19 protein-coding genes are annotated in these 18,486 nt (G+C 63.6%); 8 read left to right on the top strand and 11 right to left on the bottom strand.

Annotated elements, in window-relative coordinates; genetic code table 11:
* The first annotated feature begins 7 nt into the window (after nt 1-7).
* Genes D6201_RS07650 through ruvB form a run of 3 tightly spaced genes read left to right on the top strand, consistent with a single transcriptional unit; the run spans nt 8 to nt 2,054 of the window.
* Nucleotides 8-544, top strand: coding sequence for a DsrE family protein (locus tag D6201_RS07650; protein WP_242447479.1), 537 nt, complete (start codon nt 8-10; stop codon nt 542-544).
* Nucleotides 541-1,029: a hypothetical protein gene (locus D6201_RS07645; RefSeq protein WP_120048253.1), complete on the top strand. Its 489-nt coding sequence runs from the start codon at nt 541-543 to the stop codon at nt 1,027-1,029. The genes D6201_RS07650 and D6201_RS07645 overlap by 4 nt, the downstream gene beginning before the upstream one ends.
* Nucleotides 1,026-2,054, top strand: coding sequence for a Holliday junction branch migration DNA helicase RuvB (gene ruvB, locus D6201_RS07640; RefSeq protein WP_120048252.1), 1,029 nt, complete (start codon nt 1,026-1,028; stop codon nt 2,052-2,054). The genes D6201_RS07645 and ruvB overlap by 4 nt, the downstream gene beginning before the upstream one ends.
* A gap of 533 nt (nt 2,055-2,587) precedes the next feature.
* On the opposite strand, the gene D6201_RS13090 is transcribed toward ruvB, so the two are convergent.
* Nucleotides 2,588-3,394: a hypothetical protein gene (locus tag D6201_RS13090; protein ID WP_242447478.1), complete on the bottom strand. Its 807-nt coding sequence runs from the start codon at nt 3,392-3,394 to the stop codon at nt 2,588-2,590.
* Here D6201_RS13090 and D6201_RS13225 point away from each other — a divergent pair.
* Complete coding sequence (locus D6201_RS13225) at nt 3,282-3,515, top strand: PEP-CTERM sorting domain-containing protein (RefSeq protein WP_422664718.1); 234 nt, start codon at nt 3,282-3,284, stop codon at nt 3,513-3,515. The genes D6201_RS13090 and D6201_RS13225 overlap by 113 nt on opposite strands.
* 59 nt (nt 3,516-3,574) lie before the next feature.
* On the opposite strand, the gene D6201_RS07630 is transcribed toward D6201_RS13225, so the two are convergent.
* Both D6201_RS07630 and acnA read right to left on the bottom strand, forming a co-directional pair.
* On the bottom strand, nt 3,575-4,003 hold the full coding sequence (locus D6201_RS07630; protein ID WP_120048250.1) for a rhodanese-like domain-containing protein: 429 nt from the start codon (nt 4,001-4,003) through the stop codon (nt 3,575-3,577).
* Nucleotides 4,000-6,672, bottom strand: coding sequence for an aconitate hydratase AcnA (acnA, locus tag D6201_RS07625; protein ID WP_120048249.1), 2,673 nt, complete (start codon nt 6,670-6,672; stop codon nt 4,000-4,002). Before acnA ends, D6201_RS07630 begins: the two co-directional genes overlap by 4 nt.
* 219 nt (nt 6,673-6,891) lie before the next feature.
* Here acnA and D6201_RS13165 point away from each other — a divergent pair, with 219 nt between their 5' ends.
* Nucleotides 6,892-7,017, top strand: a complete 126-nt coding sequence (locus D6201_RS13165) for a hypothetical protein (RefSeq protein WP_277949486.1) — start codon at nt 6,892-6,894, stop codon at nt 7,015-7,017.
* On the opposite strand, the gene D6201_RS07620 is transcribed toward D6201_RS13165, so the two are convergent.
* Entirely contained in the window at nt 7,014-7,910 is an 897-nt protein-coding gene (locus D6201_RS07620) for a DMT family transporter (protein WP_120048248.1), read from the bottom strand. The two genes, D6201_RS13165 and D6201_RS07620, sit on opposite strands and share 4 nt — an antisense overlap.
* Before the next feature lie 119 nt (nt 7,911-8,029).
* On the opposite strand from D6201_RS07620, the gene D6201_RS07615 reads away from it, so the two are divergent.
* On the top strand, nt 8,030-9,412 hold the full coding sequence (locus D6201_RS07615; protein ID WP_165853518.1) for a L,D-transpeptidase family protein: 1,383 nt from the start codon (nt 8,030-8,032) through the stop codon (nt 9,410-9,412).
* Between the two features lie 8 nt (nt 9,413-9,420).
* On the opposite strand, the gene D6201_RS07610 is transcribed toward D6201_RS07615, so the two are convergent.
* Genes D6201_RS07610 through ispG form a run of 6 tightly spaced genes read right to left on the bottom strand, consistent with a single transcriptional unit; the run spans nt 9,421 to nt 14,337 of the window.
* A complete protein-coding gene (locus tag D6201_RS07610) occupies nt 9,421-10,185 on the bottom strand; it encodes a murein L,D-transpeptidase catalytic domain family protein (protein WP_120048246.1) in 765 nt (254 codons plus the stop codon).
* A gap of 53 nt (nt 10,186-10,238) precedes the next feature.
* On the bottom strand, nt 10,239-11,168 hold the full coding sequence (locus tag D6201_RS07605) for a hypothetical protein (RefSeq protein WP_120048245.1): 930 nt from the start codon (nt 11,166-11,168) through the stop codon (nt 10,239-10,241).
* Nucleotides 11,165-11,710, bottom strand: coding sequence for a retropepsin-like aspartic protease family protein (locus D6201_RS07600; RefSeq protein WP_120048244.1), 546 nt, complete (start codon nt 11,708-11,710; stop codon nt 11,165-11,167). The genes D6201_RS07605 and D6201_RS07600 overlap by 4 nt, the downstream gene beginning before the upstream one ends.
* A 23-nt stretch (nt 11,711-11,733) precedes the next feature.
* Entirely contained in the window at nt 11,734-12,645 is a 912-nt protein-coding gene (locus D6201_RS07595) for a histone deacetylase family protein (RefSeq protein WP_120048243.1), read from the bottom strand.
* 37 nt (nt 12,646-12,682) lie between these two features.
* On the bottom strand, nt 12,683-13,201 hold the full coding sequence (locus D6201_RS07590) for a thioredoxin family protein (RefSeq protein ID WP_120048242.1): 519 nt from the start codon (nt 13,199-13,201) through the stop codon (nt 12,683-12,685).
* On the bottom strand, nt 13,198-14,337 hold the full coding sequence (gene ispG, locus D6201_RS07585) for a flavodoxin-dependent (E)-4-hydroxy-3-methylbut-2-enyl-diphosphate synthase (RefSeq protein WP_120049283.1): 1,140 nt from the start codon (nt 14,335-14,337) through the stop codon (nt 13,198-13,200). The genes D6201_RS07590 and ispG overlap by 4 nt, the downstream gene beginning before the upstream one ends.
* An 88-nt stretch (nt 14,338-14,425) precedes the next feature.
* Here ispG and D6201_RS07580 point away from each other — a divergent pair, with 88 nt between their 5' ends.
* Together D6201_RS07580 and D6201_RS07575 are read left to right on the top strand one after the other, a co-directional pair.
* Nucleotides 14,426-15,433, top strand: coding sequence for a zinc transporter ZntB (locus tag D6201_RS07580; protein ID WP_120048241.1), 1,008 nt, complete (start codon nt 14,426-14,428; stop codon nt 15,431-15,433).
* A gap of 25 nt (nt 15,434-15,458) precedes the next feature.
* Nucleotides 15,459-17,216 (top strand): cation:proton antiporter domain-containing protein, encoded by a 1,758-nt coding sequence (locus tag D6201_RS07575; RefSeq protein WP_120048240.1) that lies wholly within the window; start codon nt 15,459-15,461, stop codon nt 17,214-17,216.
* Between the two features lie 9 nt (nt 17,217-17,225).
* Here D6201_RS07575 and D6201_RS07570 read toward each other — a convergent pair whose 3' ends face one another.
* Nucleotides 17,226-18,476, bottom strand: coding sequence for a sensor domain-containing phosphodiesterase (locus tag D6201_RS07570; protein ID WP_120048239.1), 1,251 nt, complete (start codon nt 18,474-18,476; stop codon nt 17,226-17,228).
* Nucleotides 18,477-18,486 lie beyond the last annotated feature (10 nt).

The raw sequence follows: 18,486 nt of genomic DNA, 5'->3' as shown, positions 1-18,486 counted from the left end.
GATGGCGATGCGGTACCTCATGGCTCTGGCGGCATTGGCACTGGCGAGCCCGGCTGCGGCGCAGGAGGCGCAGTGGCAGATGGGTCCGGTGTTCGAAGGCTTCGGCCCGTGGACCCGCGTGGAGGGCGTGGAACGCTTCCCCGCCGAGACGCAACTCGCCCACAGCTTCGACGTGGCCGAGCGGGCCGAAGACGGGCGCAATCGCGGCATCGAGAGCGCGGCGCGCTTCGTCAACATGCACGCGGCCTATGGCGTCGACCCGGCGAACATGCGCGTCGCGGTGGTGGTTCATGGCGGCGCGGTGCTCGACCTGCTGAGCGACGAAGCGCTGGCGGCGCGGGATGGCGAGCCGGGGATGAACCCGAGCGGCGACATGGTACGTGCCATGCTGGCAGGTGGCGTGCGCTTCGTGGTCTGCGGCCAGAGCGCGGCGGGGCAGGGTGTTGCCCGCGAAGACCTCATCCCCGGCGTCGAAATGGCCCTCTCAGCGATGACTGCCCACGCGCAATTGCAGCGTGAGGGCTACACGGTGAACCCGTTTTGATCCGCGACATAGCAATCGAACGGGAGCGGATAGCGCGTGAAATCGCGCTTGATGACTATGCCACTCGAATTGACGAGGGAAAAGATCGGCTTCGATTCCAAGTTGAATACTCGCAGTCGGCGATGCGAAACTTGCAGCTTGTGAACGGCGGCGCTGTCCTCGCTCTCCTAACTTTCATCGGAAACACTGGCCTAGATTTCAATTTCTTTGGATTGTGGTGGGCATTCTTCTGGTTTGCGAGTGGTCTTGTGTGCTCTCTTGCGGCATACTTTGGGGCCTTCTTCTCTCAGCATTTTTTCATGAAACTGACGATGTATGAGGCTTGGAATGCCCAATACAGGTCTCGCGGTGCAGAGGAGCCCTACCAAACAAGCGCTGAACTCGATTGGGGAAATCGAGCTCTCTACAGCGCTGTAATTCTATCAACGCTCAGTTTGGTTTCCTTTCTAGTCGGCGCGTTCGTCGCCCTGTTTGCGCTTCAATGACCGACCAGCCCATCCATACCCCCGCCCGCCAACCCGACGATCCCGACGCGGCGCTCCGTCCCAAATCACTCGGCGAGTTCGTCGGGCAGGAAGCGGCGCGTGACAATCTGGAGGTCTTCATCCAGGCTGCGAAAGGTCGCGAGGAGGCGATGGACCATACGTTGTTCTTCGGCCCGCCCGGCCTCGGCAAGACGACATTGGCGCAGATCATCGCCAAGGAGCTCGGCGTCGGCTTTCGCGCCACTTCCGGCCCCGTCATCGCCAAGGCGGGCGACCTCGCCGCGCTGCTCACCAATCTCGAGCCGAACGACGTGCTTTTCATCGACGAGATCCACCGGCTCAATCCGGTGGTCGAGGAAGTGCTCTACCCGGCGATGGAAGACCGCGCGCTCGATATCATCATCGGTGAGGGGCCGTCGGCACGCAGCGTGCGGATCGACCTGCCGGCCTTCACGCTGGTCGGCGCGACGACGCGACAGGGCCTGCTGACCACGCCGCTGCGCGATCGTTTCGGCATCCCGGTGCGGCTGGTATTCTATACCGAGGACGAGCTGACGCAGGTGGTCACTCGCGGTGCGCGGCTGCTGGACGTCACGATGGCGGAGGAGGGCGCGCGAGAGATCGCGCGCCGGTCCCGCGGCACGCCGCGCGTCGCCGGGCGGCTGCTGCGCCGGGTGCGGGACTTTGCGCAGGTGAAGGGGCAGGGCGAGGTCACTGCGGCCATCGCCGACGAGGCGCTGACCCGGCTGGAGATCGATACGCTCGGCCTGGATGCGATGGATCGCCGCTACCTCACCATGATCGCCACCACTTACAAGGGCGGGCCCGTGGGCGTCGAGACTCTGGCGGCTGGTTTGGCCGAACCGCGCGATACGGTGGAGGAGGTGATCGAGCCCTATCTCATCCAGCTCGGTCTGGTCGCCCGCACGGCGCGGGGGCGATGCCTGAATGATGGCGGATGGAATCACCTCGGTCTTGCCGCGCCCGATAAACCGCAGGGCGGGCTGTTCGACGGCGGCAAATGAGCGGAGCATCGCCGGATTCGGTTCCATAGTGGGACAGTCCGCTAGCAGAGGTACGATGTGTCCCATTTTTTGCAGCGTGAAGTTCCGAAAACAGCCTTAAAGCCATTGCGAAAGCTGCCGCTACGGGTCTCTCTGGCACGACGCGGAAAAGGCCGTCGGCGCCATTGAGGGACGCTGCAGGCCGATTCCGCCAGAACAGGTAGAACACGCATGTCGGTACGCATGGCCATTGCGAAACTCACCGCCGCGGTAGCGGGCGGAGCGATCGTTGGCGGGGGCGCAGTCCACGTCGCGGAGCCGCAGACCTCGACCGTCCGCTACAAGTCCGACAAGGACGAGGCCGGAGAGCTGGTGAGTGTCAAGGGCGAGCGCACCGCGCGCCGGTCCATTCCGCCGCGCCCGCGCGAACAGCGCCGGCTTCGCCGCACGATTGAGCGCGAGTGCTGCGATCCGGTGGAGGAATACGACCTCGCCGGTGCGCCGCTTCCATTGCCCCCGCTCCCCGCAGCCCCGCTGCGCGGTGGCGGAGGCGGTCAGCCCATTGTGATCGGTGGCTCCGGTGGGTTCGGTGGCGGGTTCGGCGGAGGTTTCTTCGGCGGCTTTTTCGGTGGCAGCGGAGGTGGCGGCAGCGCTAGCGCGGTCGTGGACATGAGCACCACGACGACGACAAGCGGCGAGGGTGGCAATTCGTCTGGCGACATCATCATCGATATCGACAACGACAACAGCTCGACGGGTTCGTCGACTTCGACATCGTCCTCGGGCGGTTCGACCTCGACGTCCGGCGGTTCGACATCCACGTCGACGACGACCGGCGGCATCACCAGCACGACTGGCGGTAGTTCGACCAGCACGAGCTCGGGCGAAATCTCCAGCACCAGCGGCACGGTCACGAGCACCAGCTCGACCGGCGAGATTTCGAGCACCAGCGGCATGGTCACCAGCACCAGCGGCACCGTCACCAGCACCACCTCGACATCGTCGGGCACTGTGACGAGCACCTCTTCGACCTCGGGCGACGTCAGCTCGTCCTCCGGGATGGTGACCAGCACATCCTCGACATCCGGCGATGTCAGTTCATCGAGTTCGGGCGACGTGAGCTCGTCGAGTTCCGGTGATGTTTCGAGCTCGACATCTACGTCCACATCCGGCGACGTCAGCTCGTCCACCTCGACATCGGGCGATGTGAGTTCGTCCACGTCGACCTCCACATCGACGTCGGGCGACATCACGTCCTCCACCTCGACCAGCACGTCCACATCGACCAGCACCAGTTCGGGAGCCACGACGAGCGGCAATACGACGACAAGCGGCGACACCACGACGAGCGGCGCGACCACTTCGGGGACGCCTGTTCCGGCGCCGGGAATGCTGTTGCTGTTCGGGGCGGGCGCGGGCGCGGTCTTCCTGCGCCGCCGGCGGACAAGGGGCGCCACCGGGCGGGAGGCTATGACAGCCTGAGATCGAATCGATGGAGAGATGAAGGGCAGTCCATGCGGGCCGCCCTTTATCGTACGGGATCAGCGTTCCGGTTGGATTACGATCTCGCCATCAGCCGCCTTCCAGGCGACAATCCCGCCATCGAGATGCCTCACTCGTCCGCCTATCTCCTCGGCGAGCACCCGCGCGGCGTGCTCCGAACGATTTCCGGAACGGCAATAGAATATCGTCTCGCGCCCATCCTCGATCGGAATAGCCGCGGGCCCGAAAGTCTCGACCGGCGCGTTGAGAGCGCCCGGCAACCGACCCTCGGCAAACTCTTCCGGCGTGCGTACGTCGATCAGCACCACATTGCCTGCCGCCATCAAATCAGCGAGCTCGGAGCTGTTCACCAAGGCTACCTCGGCGCCGTCGGTCATCGCCGTCATGTTGTTGCTGCCCGTTCGCGCAAGTTCCTCGCAAGCGCCAAGCGATGTGAGGAGGACGAGAGCGGACAGCGCGCGGATCATGCGGCGAGTTTGCGCAACACGTAATGGAGGATGCCGCCATTGCGGTAATATTCCATTTCATTCGCGGTATCGATGCGGCACTTCGCAATGAAGCTCGCAGTAGAGCCGTCGCCGTGCGTGACTTCGACTTCGACATCCTGACCCGGCGTGAGCGAGTCGAGGCCCTTGATCGTGAAGGTGTCGTCTCCGCCGAGGCCGAGGCTCTCGCGGCCTTCGCCGTCCTTGAACTGCAAGGGTAGCACGCCCATGCCTATAAGGTTGGAGCGGTGAATGCGTTCATAACTTTCGACGATCACGGCGCGCACGCCCAGCAGGATGGTGCCCTTGGCCGCCCAGTCCCGGCTGGAACCTGTGCCGTATTCCTTGCCCCCGATCACGACGAGCGGCGTACCGTCCGCCTGATGCTTCATGGCGGCGTCGTAGATCGGCATCTGTTCGCCATCATAGGTGGTAAAGCCACCCTCCACGCCGGGCACCATTTCGTTGCGGATGCGAATATTGGCGAAGGTGCCGCGCATCATCACTTCGTGATTGCCACGGCGCGAGCCGTAGGAGTTGAACTCCTTCTTCGGCACCTGATGCTCGATCAGATACTCGCCCGCCGGGCTGTCTTCCTTGATCGAGCCGGCGGGGCTGATGTGATCGGTCGTGACGCTATCGCCCAGCACGGCTAGCGGTTTGGCGCCGACGATATCGGCAATCGGCTCGGGCTCCATTCCCATGCCGTCGAAATAGGGCGGGTTTGCGATATAGGTGCTCGACGGGTTCCAATTATAAGTGTCCGACGCTTCGACATTGATCGCCTGCCAGTGCTCGTCGCCCTTGTAGACGTCGGCATAACGCGAAACGAACATGTCGCGGTCGATATTGGCCGCGCGGTGGTCGGCAATCTCCTGATTGCTGGGCCACAAATCGGCGAGCATGACGTCATCGCCTCGCTGGTCCTGCCCAATGGGCGTGTCCGTGATGTCCTGAGTGACCGTGCCCTTCAAAGCGTAGGCGACCACGAGCGGCGGACTGGCGAGGAAGTTGGCGCGCACATCGGGCGATACGCGACCTTCGAAATTGCGATTGCCCGACAGCACCGACGCGGCGACGAGATCGTTCTCGTTGATCGCTTTGCTGATCGGCGGGGCGAGCGGGCCGGAATTGCCGATGCAGGTCGTGCAGCCATAGCCGACCAGGTCGAAGCCGATGGCGTCCAGATCTTCCTGCAGACCGGATTTCACAAGGTAGTCGGTTACCACCTGCGATCCGGGCGCAAGGCTGGTCTTCACCCACGGCTTGGGCGCGAGGCCCTTTTCGCGCGCCTTCCTGGCGACGAGACCTGCGGCGATAAGTACGTCGGGGTTGGAGGTGTTGGTGCAGCTCGTGATGGCGGCGATCACGACGTCGCCATCGCCCACATCGTGGTCCTTGCCATCGACATCGACTCGCTCGGGCGCATCCTTGCCATAGACCGATTTGAGATCGTAGTTGAACAGCTCGTCCACTTCGGGAAGCGCAACCTTGTCCTGCGGGCGCTTCGGCCCCGCAAGGCTGGGCACGACAGAAGCCATATCGAGCTGGAGCGTGCTGGAGAAAATCGGTTCCGCGTCGGGCGTGAACCACATGCCCTGATCCTTGGCGTAGGCTTCGACCAGTGCGATGGTGTCTTCGTCACGGCCGGTCAGACGCATGTAATCCAACGTCTTGTCGTCGATGCCGAAGAAGCCGCAGGTTGCGCCGTATTCGGGGGCCATATTGGCGATCGTCGCACGGTCGGCGAGCGAAAGATTGGCGACGCCCGGTCCGTAGAATTCGACGAAGCGACCTACCACGCCATGCTCGCGCAGCATCTGCACGCAGGTCAGGACCAAGTCCGTCGCGGTCACGCCTTCGGCCAGCTTGCCGTCGAGGCGGAAGCCTGCGACTTCAGGAATCAGCATCGAGATCGGTTGGCCGAGCATGGCGGCCTCCGCCTCGATCCCGCCAACGCCCCATCCCAGCACGCCGAGGCCGTTGATCATCGTAGTGTGGCTGTCCGTGCCGACACAGGTGTCGGGATAGGCGACGAGCTCGCCATTCTGATCTTCGGACGACCACACGCACTTGCCGATATGTTCGAGGTTCACCTGATGGCAGATGCCTGTGCCAGGAGGCACGGCGGAGAAATTCTCGAGGCTCTTCGCACCCCACTTCAGGAAGTCGTAACGCTCCGCATTGCGCTGGTATTCGAGGTCCATGTTCATTTCCATGGCCTGCGGATGGCCGAATTCGTCGACCATGACGGAATGATCGATCACGAGGTTGACCGGCACCTGCGGATTGATCTTCGCGGTGTCGCCGCCGAGCTTGCCGATCGCATCGCGCATCGCGGCCAAGTCGACCACGCAAGGTACGCCGGTGAAATCCTGCAACAGCACGCGCGCCGGGCGGTACTGGATCTCGTTGCCGGTCTTGGGATCGTTCTGCCAGTCGACGATGGCTTTCACGTGGCTTTCGCCCACCGTGAAGCCTTCATCCTCGAAACGCAGCATGTTCTCGAGCAGCACTTTCATCGAGTGCGGCAGGCGCGCAACATCCCCGAATTTCTCGCTGGCGGCCTTGAGTGAGTAATAGGCATAGGTCTTGCCGTTCACATCGAGGGTCTTGCGGGTTCCGAGCGAGTTTGCGCCGACCTGGGTCATGGTGCTTTACGTTCCTGTCAAAGCGTTGCGGGATAGGCGGCCCGGGTCGCCGGGGCCCGCCGTTTCTGGGCGCGACCTGCGCGTTTGGCAGTGCCGCGTCAAGTATGTGGCGAAAGAACGGGCGCGTGGAAGGCTTTGTTCCGCGCGCGAAGCTGCTAGAATGCGGACATGGCTTTCGGAAATCCTACCCGTCGCAAGGCTCCTCTAGGTGTGGTCGCAATGCTTGCGGCGCTCGTGCTGTCCGCTTTTCTCGGCGCCGCCATCGGTTCGGTCTGGCAGGATAGCGACTGGTTCGAGGACGAGCCGGAAACTGAAACGGTGACTGGCGACCAGCCTGCCGGCTAGTCGGTCGCCTCCAGTGTCTGCTCGGTACGAGCCCTAGGCACTGCGACCCAGCAGGCGATCACGATAAGCACGACGCCGATCAATGTAGGCACGGTCACAGGCTCCCTGAAGAACAGCCACCCGAAAAGCGCCGCCCATAGAAATCCTGTGTATTCGAGCGGGACGAGAACCTGCGCCTCGGCGCGGGCGTAGGACCACGCGATCAACAGCGATGCGGCAACAGTCAACACAGCGGCAAAGCCGATCTCCCGCAATGCTTCCATGCCAGGAAGCGCGAAGAAGAAAGGCGCGGCGAGCAGTTGGACGAGACCGCCGACACCGGCATGGAAGGTCGCAACCTCCAGCGGCCCGGCGACCTGAGACTGGCGGCGGATCACCACAAAATTGTATGCATAAAGAAGCGCGGAGACAAAGAGCGATGCCAAGCCCCACGCCACTTCTTCATCGAAATCGGTGCGGCCCAGCCTGTTGCCGACGATCACGAGCGTGCCAGCAAAGCCAAGCAATGATGCCCAGATCGCTGTTCGCCCGATCCGCTCGCCCAGCAGGATATTTGCCAGATAGAGCGCGAGCAATGGCGCGACGAAGCTGATCGCGATCGCTTCTGCTATAGGCAGCTTCGTCAAGGCGTAAAAGAAGGTGAGCGCCATCAGTGCTGACACCACACCGCGCTCGATATGCAGGCGCATCACCGTGCCGCGCGGCCAGGTAAAGCCGCTTCCGAGCCAGACCGGTGCGACCAGCATCGCGGCGAGAAGAGATCGCAGCAGGGAAGCGGTGTAGACCCCCGCAGCGAGCGAAGCGCTCTTCATCAGCGCATCCATCAACGACAGCAGCGCTACGCCTGCCAGTGCGGCGACGAAAGGGAGAAGAAGGCGTTGCGACGGGCTCATCAGAGGCCCGCCTTATCTTGCGGCAGGCAGCCCGTCACGCGCCGAAGCCGCGTGGTTCAGGCCCGCGAAAGCGCGTTTGCTTGATAGAAGGGCAACAAAGCGGATATACCGTCGGAACTATGGTTAACAGGACTTTCAAATTCATGCGCTTCGGCGGACTTTTCGGCGCGATTTCAGCGACCTTGGCTCTCACGGCACCGGGTGCGGCGCAGACCTTGTTTGCGCAAGATGTGCTCCAGAACGATCCTGCACCGGCGACACAGGACATGTCCGCAGCGTCGGTGGCGCAGGAAGTCGTGCAGGCAGACCCGCGCGAGCCACGCGTTCAGGACTGGTCTATCGCCAATGCCGAGGCGCTGCTTGCCGCGGTCGAAGCGATCGATGCCGAGGGTCTCAACCCCGCCGATTATCGTCCGGACCTGCTACGCGCCGACATCGCCAATGGCTCGAGCGAAGCGTTGAGCGTCCGCGCCAGCGGAGTGTTTTCCTGGCTGGTCGAGGATCTCCGCGATGGCCGCACTCCGATGGATGCGCGCCGCCAGTGGTTCGTCGTCGATCCCGATCCCGACCTTTTGCCAACTGCCGCGGTAATGGCGGACGCGCTGGCGAGCGGCGACATTGCCGGAACGCTCGCGTCTCTCAACCCGACGCATCCAGACTATGCCGCGCTGCGCTCAGCTTTGGCCGAAACGCCCGAGAGCGAAGCGGCGCGCCGCCAGATGATCCGCGCCAACATGGACCGTTGGCGCTGGCTGGCGCGCGATCTGGGCAATCAGTATCTGATCACCAATGTGCCGGAATATCAGCTGCGCCTGACGGTGAACGACCAGATTATCCGCACCTATCGCACCATAGTCGGCGCGCCAGGCCGCACGGCGACCCCACAGCTTGCCGAAACCGTGGAAGGCGTTGTCTTCAACCCGACTTGGACGGTACCGCAAAGTATCGTTCGCGGCGAGGGGCTGGGCAATCGCGTGCTGAACAATCCGCGTTGGGCGCGCGCCAATGGCTACACCGCCACGCGCGGCGCAAACAATTGGGTGACGGTGGTGCAGCAGCCTGGCCCCGGCAATTCGCTGGGCCGGATGAAGCTCGACATGCCGAACGAGCATGCGATCTTCCTACACGATACGCCTGCGCGCAACCTGTTCGGCAGCGACAATCGTGCGCGCAGCCACGGCTGCATTCGTGTGGAGCGCGCTCTCGAACTCGCGATGACGGTGGCTATTCTCGGCCAGGGTGCGACGCGGGACGAGGCTGTCGAAATCTCGACCAGCGGCGAATATACCCGTGTCCCCGTGGAACGGACCATGCCGGTTTACATCACCTATTTCACCATGGGCGTCGATATCGACGGAAAGCTGCGTAGCTTCGAGGACATTTATGGCCGCGACGCGCCGGTGCTCGCGGCACTAGATGCGCCGCGTCAGGACAATCGCGCCCGCGAGACCGACGAGGAAGTCATCGAGATCGTCGAGGACGCGCGGACTGTCGTCGGTTGAGCTGAGGCTCACTCGGTTGTCAGGGTAGGATTGGCGTCAGCGTAAATTCGTGCCAGCTCGCCCGCGTCGGTATCCTGCGCGCGCTGGTTTCGCTGCGTGTTGCGCGCCACGTTCGCTTCGAAATCGACGCTGTCCTGCAGCGGACGCGCGACGTCCTCTCCCGAGGGACCGATGCCGAGAGTGTCGGCGTAAAGCAGGCAGCCGCCGGAAAGCCGCGCGAGCGCCTGGCGAAACGGCTCCGGCCCCAGGGCAAAGCAGCCATTGGAACGGCCAAGGCGACCCCAGCGCGCGACATGTTCAGGCGTCGAATAATCGGCCGGATGCATTACGATGGCGCGATCGAACGCGTTGGAGTTGGTGGGATCGAGCCCGCTCAGGCGGACCGAACGGCCGAACCGGCCGATGTACCACTCCCATGTCAGATAGGCGCCTTTGCTCGTCGCCCAACTGCTTTGCATGTTCGAAAAACCGTTCAGCCACCCGTCATGCTCCGGATCGGAGCCGCTGCCATGGGAGACGAGAAGGCTGTCCACGCGGGCATTGTCGAGATCGACGATGTGAAAACGCGGCAGGCTGGAGTGCAAACCGAAATCCGAGATGCCGACGATATTGCGCCGCCACAGGCTTGCCGAATTGCGCTCCACTTCGCGTGCGGCCACTTCTAGCAGTCGGCGTGCCTGCGGCCTCGGTCCAGCCTGCGCGAAAACGCGCGTTGGCGCGGCAAGAACGGCTCCGGCAGCGAGAGACGAGGTGAGAAGCTGGCGACGGTTCATCTGCTTAGTATTGCAGGCACTGGCTGAACATTGTCCATACGATTTCGGCGAAATCAGCTTTTCAACCGGTCGATCGCGGCAAGGCTCGCCGTTTCGTAGGCACCATTGTCGTGGCGATGCGTGCCAACGAAATGGACGAACGCCGCATCGTCGTCCCACGGCTCGTTCCAGTAATTGAGATAGCGCCCATAGGGCAGCACGACCGGCTCCGGCTCATTGGAAAGCAGGAAGTTGGACGTGACCTGCTCCGTGCCCCAGATCGTCACGTCGTCTTCGCCGATCATGCGTTTTATTTCTGACAAGAACGCTGCGGCCAAGGGACGTCCTTCGCCCATCGCGGCAAAACCTGCAAAGCCGGAACAACCGCGCGCATATTTCCATCCACGCGCTGCATCGACCGTGTCCACCCGGGACTCAATGCGCGTCTGCACATGGCCCTCCCTCGGGCCATCCGGATAGAAGCGGCGGCGAAATTCGGCCAGCGGAAGCGGGCCGACCTCGGCATCCGCGCCGCCGAGAAACAAGAAACTGCGGTTGCGGGAAATGGCGTCGGCAATTTCCGGCACCGGGCCGAGGGTCACCGTGTCGCTATCGAGCTGGATGCGGTACTCGCCAGCGCGCGCGTCGAGAATCGTCAGCAGCCGCTCCCAGGTGCCGCCCGCGGGGAAGCCGCCAAGCTCCACCATGTCCAGTCGCGCTAGTTGCGGATCGCCGCAGTGGTGGGCGAGGATCGCCCGGTCTTGCGCAGTGAGGGTGCCGTCGTCGAGGATCGCGACGCGGCCCCGGCCCAATTCGCGCCACAGGCTCTTCACCGCCACGAGATATGGCAGCAGCACCGCCGTGCCGATCATCGAAAACAGCACCAGGCCATCCGATGCAGGCGCGATGGGCGGTGTATCTAGGATCCCGCGAATGGCCTCCGCATGGCGCGTCGCTTCGCGTTTGCTGCGCCATCGGCGCGGGAGAAGCGAAGCCATGTTCATTGCGGGCTACTGTTCAGGACCATGGTATCGTCGGCGATCTGCACATTGCCGATCGTCGATAGGAAGGATTGGCCGAGCAAAGATATAGCCAGGCCTTCGGGGATGATCATCGCATCGACATTGCGCGCCTCGAAGCTTCCGAGCCGCACGTGGGATAATCTGGTGCGCGCACCATAGACAGGCCCGCTTGCGCCCTGGGCGACGGGAGCGACGGTGTTCGGATCCCAGAAGAGGCCCATCGCCGCGGCATCGTCGCCAGTCAGCGCAATCACGCTGGCTCCGGTATCGACGAGCATTCTGCTCGGCACACCCTCGACAGTGACATTGGCATAGAAGTGCCCGTCCGCTGCACGGTCGAGGCGCACGTCGTCGGACCAGCCGCCCCCCGGCGCGTCGGAGAGCATGGAGAGCGTTTCGGTGGCGGGCTCAAGGCCTTCGGCATCGGCTGTGTCTGTGGATTCGACAGGCGCTATCACGGGCAGGGTGATGCCCAGCAGGCCGCCCGTCATCATTACGCCAGCCAGGGCAATGCGCATGTCCATGTCTGCAACCTAACGTGGAGGCTTTAAGCGCGGGTAAAGAGGGCCGTCGCCTCCACGAGCGCCGCAGGCTCGATCTCGGGGAAAGCCATCGCGAGCATCGATCGGGCATGCCGCGCCGCCACTTCTCTCTGGTCGGCGCCGTATCCACCGCCAAGCGCACTGGCGAGCGGCAGGTCGCTTCGGCGTGCCTGATCGAGCACATAGCGATCGCGGGCGATCAGACCTTCATCGCTCAAGGCGAGACGGCCGAGCTTGTCATTGGCATGCGGATCGACCCCGGCCTGGTAAAGAACGATGTCGGGCCGGAATTGCGCGATCACGGACGGCAAATGGTCGGCGAGGGCCTGCAGATAGGCGTCGTCGTCCGTGCCGTCCGCCAGATCGATGTCGAGCGAGGAGCGCGCCTTACGCACCGGAAAATTCTTCTCGGCATGAAACGAGAGCGTGAAGACATCGTCGCGCCCCGCCGTGAGGCTGGCCGTGCCATCGCCTTGATGCACATCGCAGTCGACGATCAGCACGCGGTTCGCTGCACGCTGTGCGAGCAGACGGTTGGCGGTGACGGCAAGGTCGTTAAACACGCAATAGCCCGCGCCGGTGTCGTGCAGCGCGTGATGGCTGCCCGCCGCGCTGTTGGCCGCGTAGCCATATCGCATCGCGAGATGCGCGGCGAGCCAAGTGCCGCCATTGGTATGCCGAACCCGCTGGGCGATATGCGGCGTCACGGGAAAGCCGATACGCCGCTCCTTTTCCCGCGGGACGCTGGCGGTGAAGACCTCCTCCACGTAATCGGGACAGTGAACCGCCTCCAGCCACTCGCGCGGGCAGGCCTCGGGCGCATGCTCGGTGACCGGCAGCCCGCTTTCACGCAGAGCCATCATGACGAGTTGGTACTTGTCGAACTTGAAGGTGCCCCGCGTGGGCGGAGGTGCCATGTAATCGACGTGGTGAACGACGTGGAGCAAGCCCGCCCTACTCGGCGATTTCCGCGCCAGGCACCGGCGAGTAGACCGGCCTAACCGCCAGTTCCGCAAGCTCGGCGTATATCGCGTCCTCGCTGCGGCTGGCGGCATTGCGCCAGGTGGTGACGGTGTCCGTGTTCACAAGCGCGCCCGACGGAGTGAGCACGAAGACGTTGGGCGTTCCCGGCAGGTCCGCAATGCCGAAACGGCGGGCGATATCGAGATTGCTGCCTTCGCTGGTTTGCGGCGTGCCCGCATTGACGAAAAGCAGCTCGTAATGCTTTTCCACCAGCGCGGCGAGGCGCGGCGTCTCCAGCCACCCGGCCAGCGCACGGCTATCGTGACACCAGTCGGCACCCATCACCAGCAGAACCCGCTTGTCCGCCGCCGTAGCCCGGAGCAGCGCCGCATCGACCTCGGCCATGGCATTCGCGCTCTCGGTATAGGGTGTGGCCTCGGGATAGTCGTGATGCGCGGTCGTGCAGCCGGTGAGCGCGAGGGCGGTGGCCAAGACGGCAAGCCGCTTCACTCCGCCGCTTCCGCGTGCGGGTCGAAAGCGGTGGCGCTGCCGGCCTCGATCTGCGCGGCCTTTTCCTCGACCAGTTTGACGATGTGATCGAGCATGTCGTCGCTTTCGATATGGTGGTCCTTCACGCCGGAGAGGTAAACCATGTGCTTGCCGCTGCCGCCGCCGGTAAGGCCGATATCGGTTTCGCGCGCTTCGCCTGGGCCGTTCACGACGCAACCGAGAACCGAAAGGCTCATCGGCGTCTTGATATGTTCGAGCCGCGCTTCGAGCGCTTCGACCGTGCGGATGACGTCGAACCCCTGGCGCGAGCAGCTGGGGCAGGAAACGACGCGAACGCCGCGCGTGCGAAGGCCCAGCGCTTTGAGCATCTCGAAGCCGACTTTCACTTCCTGCTCAGGCTCTGCGGAAAGCGAGACGCGGATCGTGTCACCGATCCCGGCCCATAGCAGGCTGCCGATTCCGATGCTCGACTTCACCGTGCCGCCGATCAGTCCGCCTGCTTCGGTAATGCCGAGATGCAGCGGGCAGTCGACCGCCTCGGCAAGCCCATGATAGGCGGCGACGGCGAGGAAAACGTCGCTCGCCTTCACCGCCACCTTGTATTCGTGAAAATCGTGATCCTGCAGCAGCTTGATGTGATCGAGCGCGCTTTCGATCAGTGCTTCGGGGCAAGGCTCGCCATATTTTTCGAGCAAGTCCTTCTCGAGGCTGCCGGCATTCACGCCGATGCGGATCGCGCAGCCATTGGCCTTTGCCGCGCGAACCACCTCGGCCACGCGATCGGAGGAGCCGATATTGCCGGGATTGATGCGCAGGCAGGCCGCGCCCTTGTCCGCCGCTTCCAGCGCGCGCTTGTAATGGAAATGGATGTCCGCGACGATCGGGATATTCGCCGCGCCCGTGATCCGGTCGAAATGCGCGGTTGCTTCCTCCGTAGGACAGGAGACGCGGATGATATCCGCGCCCGCATCCTCGCAGCGGCGGATCTGATCGATCGTGGCGCCAACATCTTCCGTGGGCGTGTTGGTCATCGTCTGCACGGTGATCGGCGCATCGCCGCCGACCGGCACATCGCCGACCATGATCTGGCGGGACTGGCGGCGTTCGATCATGCGCCACGGGCGCACCTTGGATATGGCGTCTGCTGACATGCCGGGCGATATAGACGCTGGCATGTGAAGGGGCAATGACAGGCGCGGCGCAAACCGCTAGACCTGTGCGCGCATGAGCCATTCGCAGCTTCACACCGACGACAGCGAACTCGACGGCCCATTGCTGTTCGGCCGGGTGCTGGATGGCAAGGGCGGCGGCAGGCGGATTGATTGGGCCGAGGCGCGCGACTGGCAACCCGGCGCGACCGGCGAAGTGCTTTGGCTGCATATCTGCCGCTCGACGCCGGGTGTGCAGCAATGGCTGGAAGGACTGGGCATTCCGGAGCCTACCGCCGAGTTGCTGGTCAGCGACGAAACGCGCCCGCGCGCGCTGCGGGAAGGGGACACGCTTGTGTCGACCCTGCGCGGCATCAACTTCAATCCCGGCGCGGAGCCGGAAGACATGGTCGCCATGCAGCTGTGGAGCGACGGGAAGCGCATCTTCACGCTGCGACGTCAGCGTCTGCAAAGCCCGCGCGACGTGCTGGCCGAGATCGACGCCGGGACCGGGCCGATGGATGCCGGGCGGATCGTCACCGACATGATCGAGACGCTGATCAACCGCATGAACACATCCATCGTCGACATGAACACCACGATCGACGAGATGGAAGAGGTCGACAGCGACCAGGACACGGAAGACTTCCTCCAGCGCATCGCGACCATCCGCCGCAATTGCCTGGCGCTGCAGCGTCACATGGCCCCGCAGCACGAGGCTCTGGAGACGATTTCGCGCCTGCCGCTCGCCTGGTTCGAGGAAGAGGACCGCCGCGAGATTGCGGAAAGCATCGACCGGCTCCGGCGTTTCCTCGAGGACATCAATATCTCGAAGGAGAGCGCGCTGGTGCTGCAGGACGATATTCGCGCCCGCGCGGTGGCACGGTCTGAACGGACCAATTACTTGCTCACGATCGTCGCTGCGATTTTCCTTCCGCTGGGCTTTCTGACCGGGTTGATGGGCATCAATGTGGGCGGCATGCCGGGTGTGAACGACAATGACGGCTTCTGGATCGTGGTCGGCCTGTGCTGCGCGATCCTGCTCTTGCAGCTGGTGCTGTTCTGGAAATGGAAATGGCTCTGACCGGCCGCGAACGGGGACTGAAATAATGGAACATCACGGCGGATTGATGCTGCGCGATGCATTGCTGATGCTCGGCTTCGCGCTTGTCGCCGTGCTTACCTTCAGGCGCGCGGGGCTGGGCGCGACGCTCGGCTACCTTGTCGCCGGCGCGCTGCTCGGCCCGGAAGTCTTCGGGCTGGTCGGCGGGGCGGAGGAGATGGCGGTCGTCGCCGAACTCGGCATCGTCATGCTGCTCTTCGTCGTCGGACTGGAGCTGAGCCCGGCGCGACTGTGGCGAATGAAGCACCTGATATTCGGCCTTGGCCTGACGCAGGTGGTTGCCTGCGGCCTGGCGGTGACGGCAACGGTGCTGGCGCTGGCCGGCTATACGCTGGAGGCGGCGCTGGCGATCGGACTGCCGCTCGGCCTGTCTTCCACCGCGCAGGTGCTGCCGATGTTGCAAACGGCGGGCCGTCTGCGCACGCCGTTCGGCGAAAAGGCCTTCGGCATCCTGCTTTTCCAGGATCTTTCGATCATTCCGTTGATCACGATCGTGACCGCGATGAGCCGCGATCCCGCCGCCGAGGAGGGGCCGGGCGGCTGGATGCTGGCGTTGATGACGGTTGGCGCGATCCTCGGACTGATTGTGGCAGGGCGCGTTATCATCAGACCGCTCTTCCGTTTGATCGGCGGCCTTGGCGAACGCGAGCTGTTCGTCGTCGCCGCGCTGTTCACGGTGCTGGCCAGTGCGACACTGATGCAGGCGCTCGGCCTGTCGGCGGCGCTGGGCGCATTCATTGCCGGCGTTATGCTGGCCGACACGCCTTATCGCCACGAGCTCGAGGCGGATATCGAGCCATTCCGTTCGATCCTGCTCGGCCTGTTCTTCATCGCCGTGGGCATGATGCTCGATCTCGGTGCAGTCGCGGCCAATCCGCTTTTCGTGATCGGCTTCGCCATCCTGCTGATCGTCGTGAAGACGGCGCTGATCTTCGGCCTCGGCCTGCTCAGCAAGATGCGCTGGCGCGCTGCACTCGCGCTCGGCCTGCTGCTGAGCCAGGGCGGCGAGTTCGCCTTCGTGCTTTACACCACCGCGCAGCAGGCGCTGCTGATAGAGCAGGAAACGGCGAGTATTTTCGGCGCAATCGTGACGCTGTCTATGGCGGCGACGCCCTTCCTGATGATCGCCACACGCCGCATCCGGCAGGAACCCAAGGATGAGGACGAGACCCGCGAGGAACCGCAGAACGAAGGCGCGGCCGCCATCGTCATCGGCTATGGCAGGTTCGGACAGGGCGTCGCGCAAACGCTGATGAATGGCGGCGTCTCCGTCACCGTGGTCGACAAGAAGGCCGAACAGATCGACATTGCGGAGGAGTTCGGCAGCAAGGTCTATTTCGGCGACGGCACGCGCATGGACATGCTACGCCAGGCCGGGGCGGACCAGTCGCAGTTGATAATGTTCTGCGCCGACGAAGTGCCGGACGCCGAGCTGATCGAGAACATCCATGAGGCGTTCCCCGATGCCGCGATCTACGTGCGCGGTTTCGACAGGCGCTCGGTCATCGAACTGGCGAAAAGCCCGGTCGAATATGTTGTCCGCGAACTTTACGAATCGGCTGTGGCGATGGGCCGCATGGCGCTGGAGAAAATCGGCGTCAGTCAGGAAGAGATCGACAAGGCCGAGCGCGATTACCGAGAGCACGACAAGGATCGGCTCGATGTGCAGATCGACAAGGGCGATATCTACGCCGCGAAGGAAATGACCCGCGAACGGCAACAGAAACTGCGCGGCGAAACCTGACGGGCGCGGTCAGCCCTTCGCGGCGTGTTCCATGAGATATTGCTGTGCCGCGACCACCGGTAGCGGGCGCGAGAACAGATAGCCTTGACCGCAATCGACGCCGAGTTTGCGCATCACGCGCGCTTCGTGCTCGGTCTCGATCCCCTCGGCAACGAGCGTACAGCCGATTTCGTGTGCCAGCTGGACCAGCGCCGCCGTCATCGCCTTGCGCGCCGGATCGGCTTCGATCCCGCGCGTGAGCACCATGTCCATTTTCAGGATGTCGGGTTGCAGATCGACGATGTGGCGCAGGCCGGCATAGCCGGTGCCGACATCGTCGATGGCGATTTTCGCATGGGCCTTCAGTGCTGCGATTTCCCGCGCCAGTTCGTCGAAATCGTCGACCTGGCAGTGTTCGGTTATCTCGACGACGATGTTGCCGGGCTCGACGCTTTCCAGAAGCTCGCGCAGCGCCCCGGTGGCGACGGTCTGCGGCGAAACATTGATCGTAGCGTACAGGCCGTCCGGAATATGGCCGAGCGTATCGAGCGCGCAGCGCACGGCAGTCATTTCGAGTTCCTTGCCGAGGCCGACCAGCTCGGCATCCTCGAACCAGGCTTCCGGGCCGCGCTTGGTCAGGTCCGGAAAGCGCGACAGGCATTCGACGCCGACAGGATCGCCGCTTCCCAGCGAGACGATCGGCTGCTGAAAGGTCGAGACGCCATGGCCGTCGAGCATCGACTCGACACGCTTGCGCGCTTCATAGGTAAGCACATCGTGTTCGAGCGAAGACTCGATCCGCTCCGCCGCAAGGCTCGCAAAGCTTTTGAGGATGTCGAGATCGCGTTCGTTCATCGTGCGATCGGGATTGCGGCCCAATGCACAAAAACTGCCCCATACCGTTCCGTCGGACAGGCGGAGCGGCGTGTTGATATGGCAGCCGACGGGCAGGAAGTGGGTAATCTCCATCGTTTCCGTCAGCGGGTGATCGGCTGCATCTTGGATCAGCTCGGGCAGGCGACCATTTAGGATGTGCCAGCAATAGCCCTCGTCACGCGGATTGCGGTAACCCGGCCCCATCGGCAGGTCGAGATCGGTACTGACATGCGTCAGCTCGCGCTGCTCGCCTTCGATATAACGTGCCACAAAGGCAATTTCGACGCCGAGATGCCCCCGCACGCTGCCGAGAATGCGCTCGATTGCAGGGTCGTTCACCAGCTCGTCTGCGAGCGGCGGGGCGGGTGCCTCGAATTCGGGCAGGATTTGTGCGGCGTGTCCCATCGCGGCAGTG

Source organism: Aurantiacibacter aquimixticola, assembly GCF_003605475.1.
Classification (GTDB): domain Bacteria; phylum Pseudomonadota; class Alphaproteobacteria; order Sphingomonadales; family Sphingomonadaceae; genus Alteraurantiacibacter; species Alteraurantiacibacter aquimixticola_B.
The sequence above is the reverse complement of the archived record's forward strand: the minus strand, read 5'-3'. Positions and strand labels throughout refer to the sequence as shown.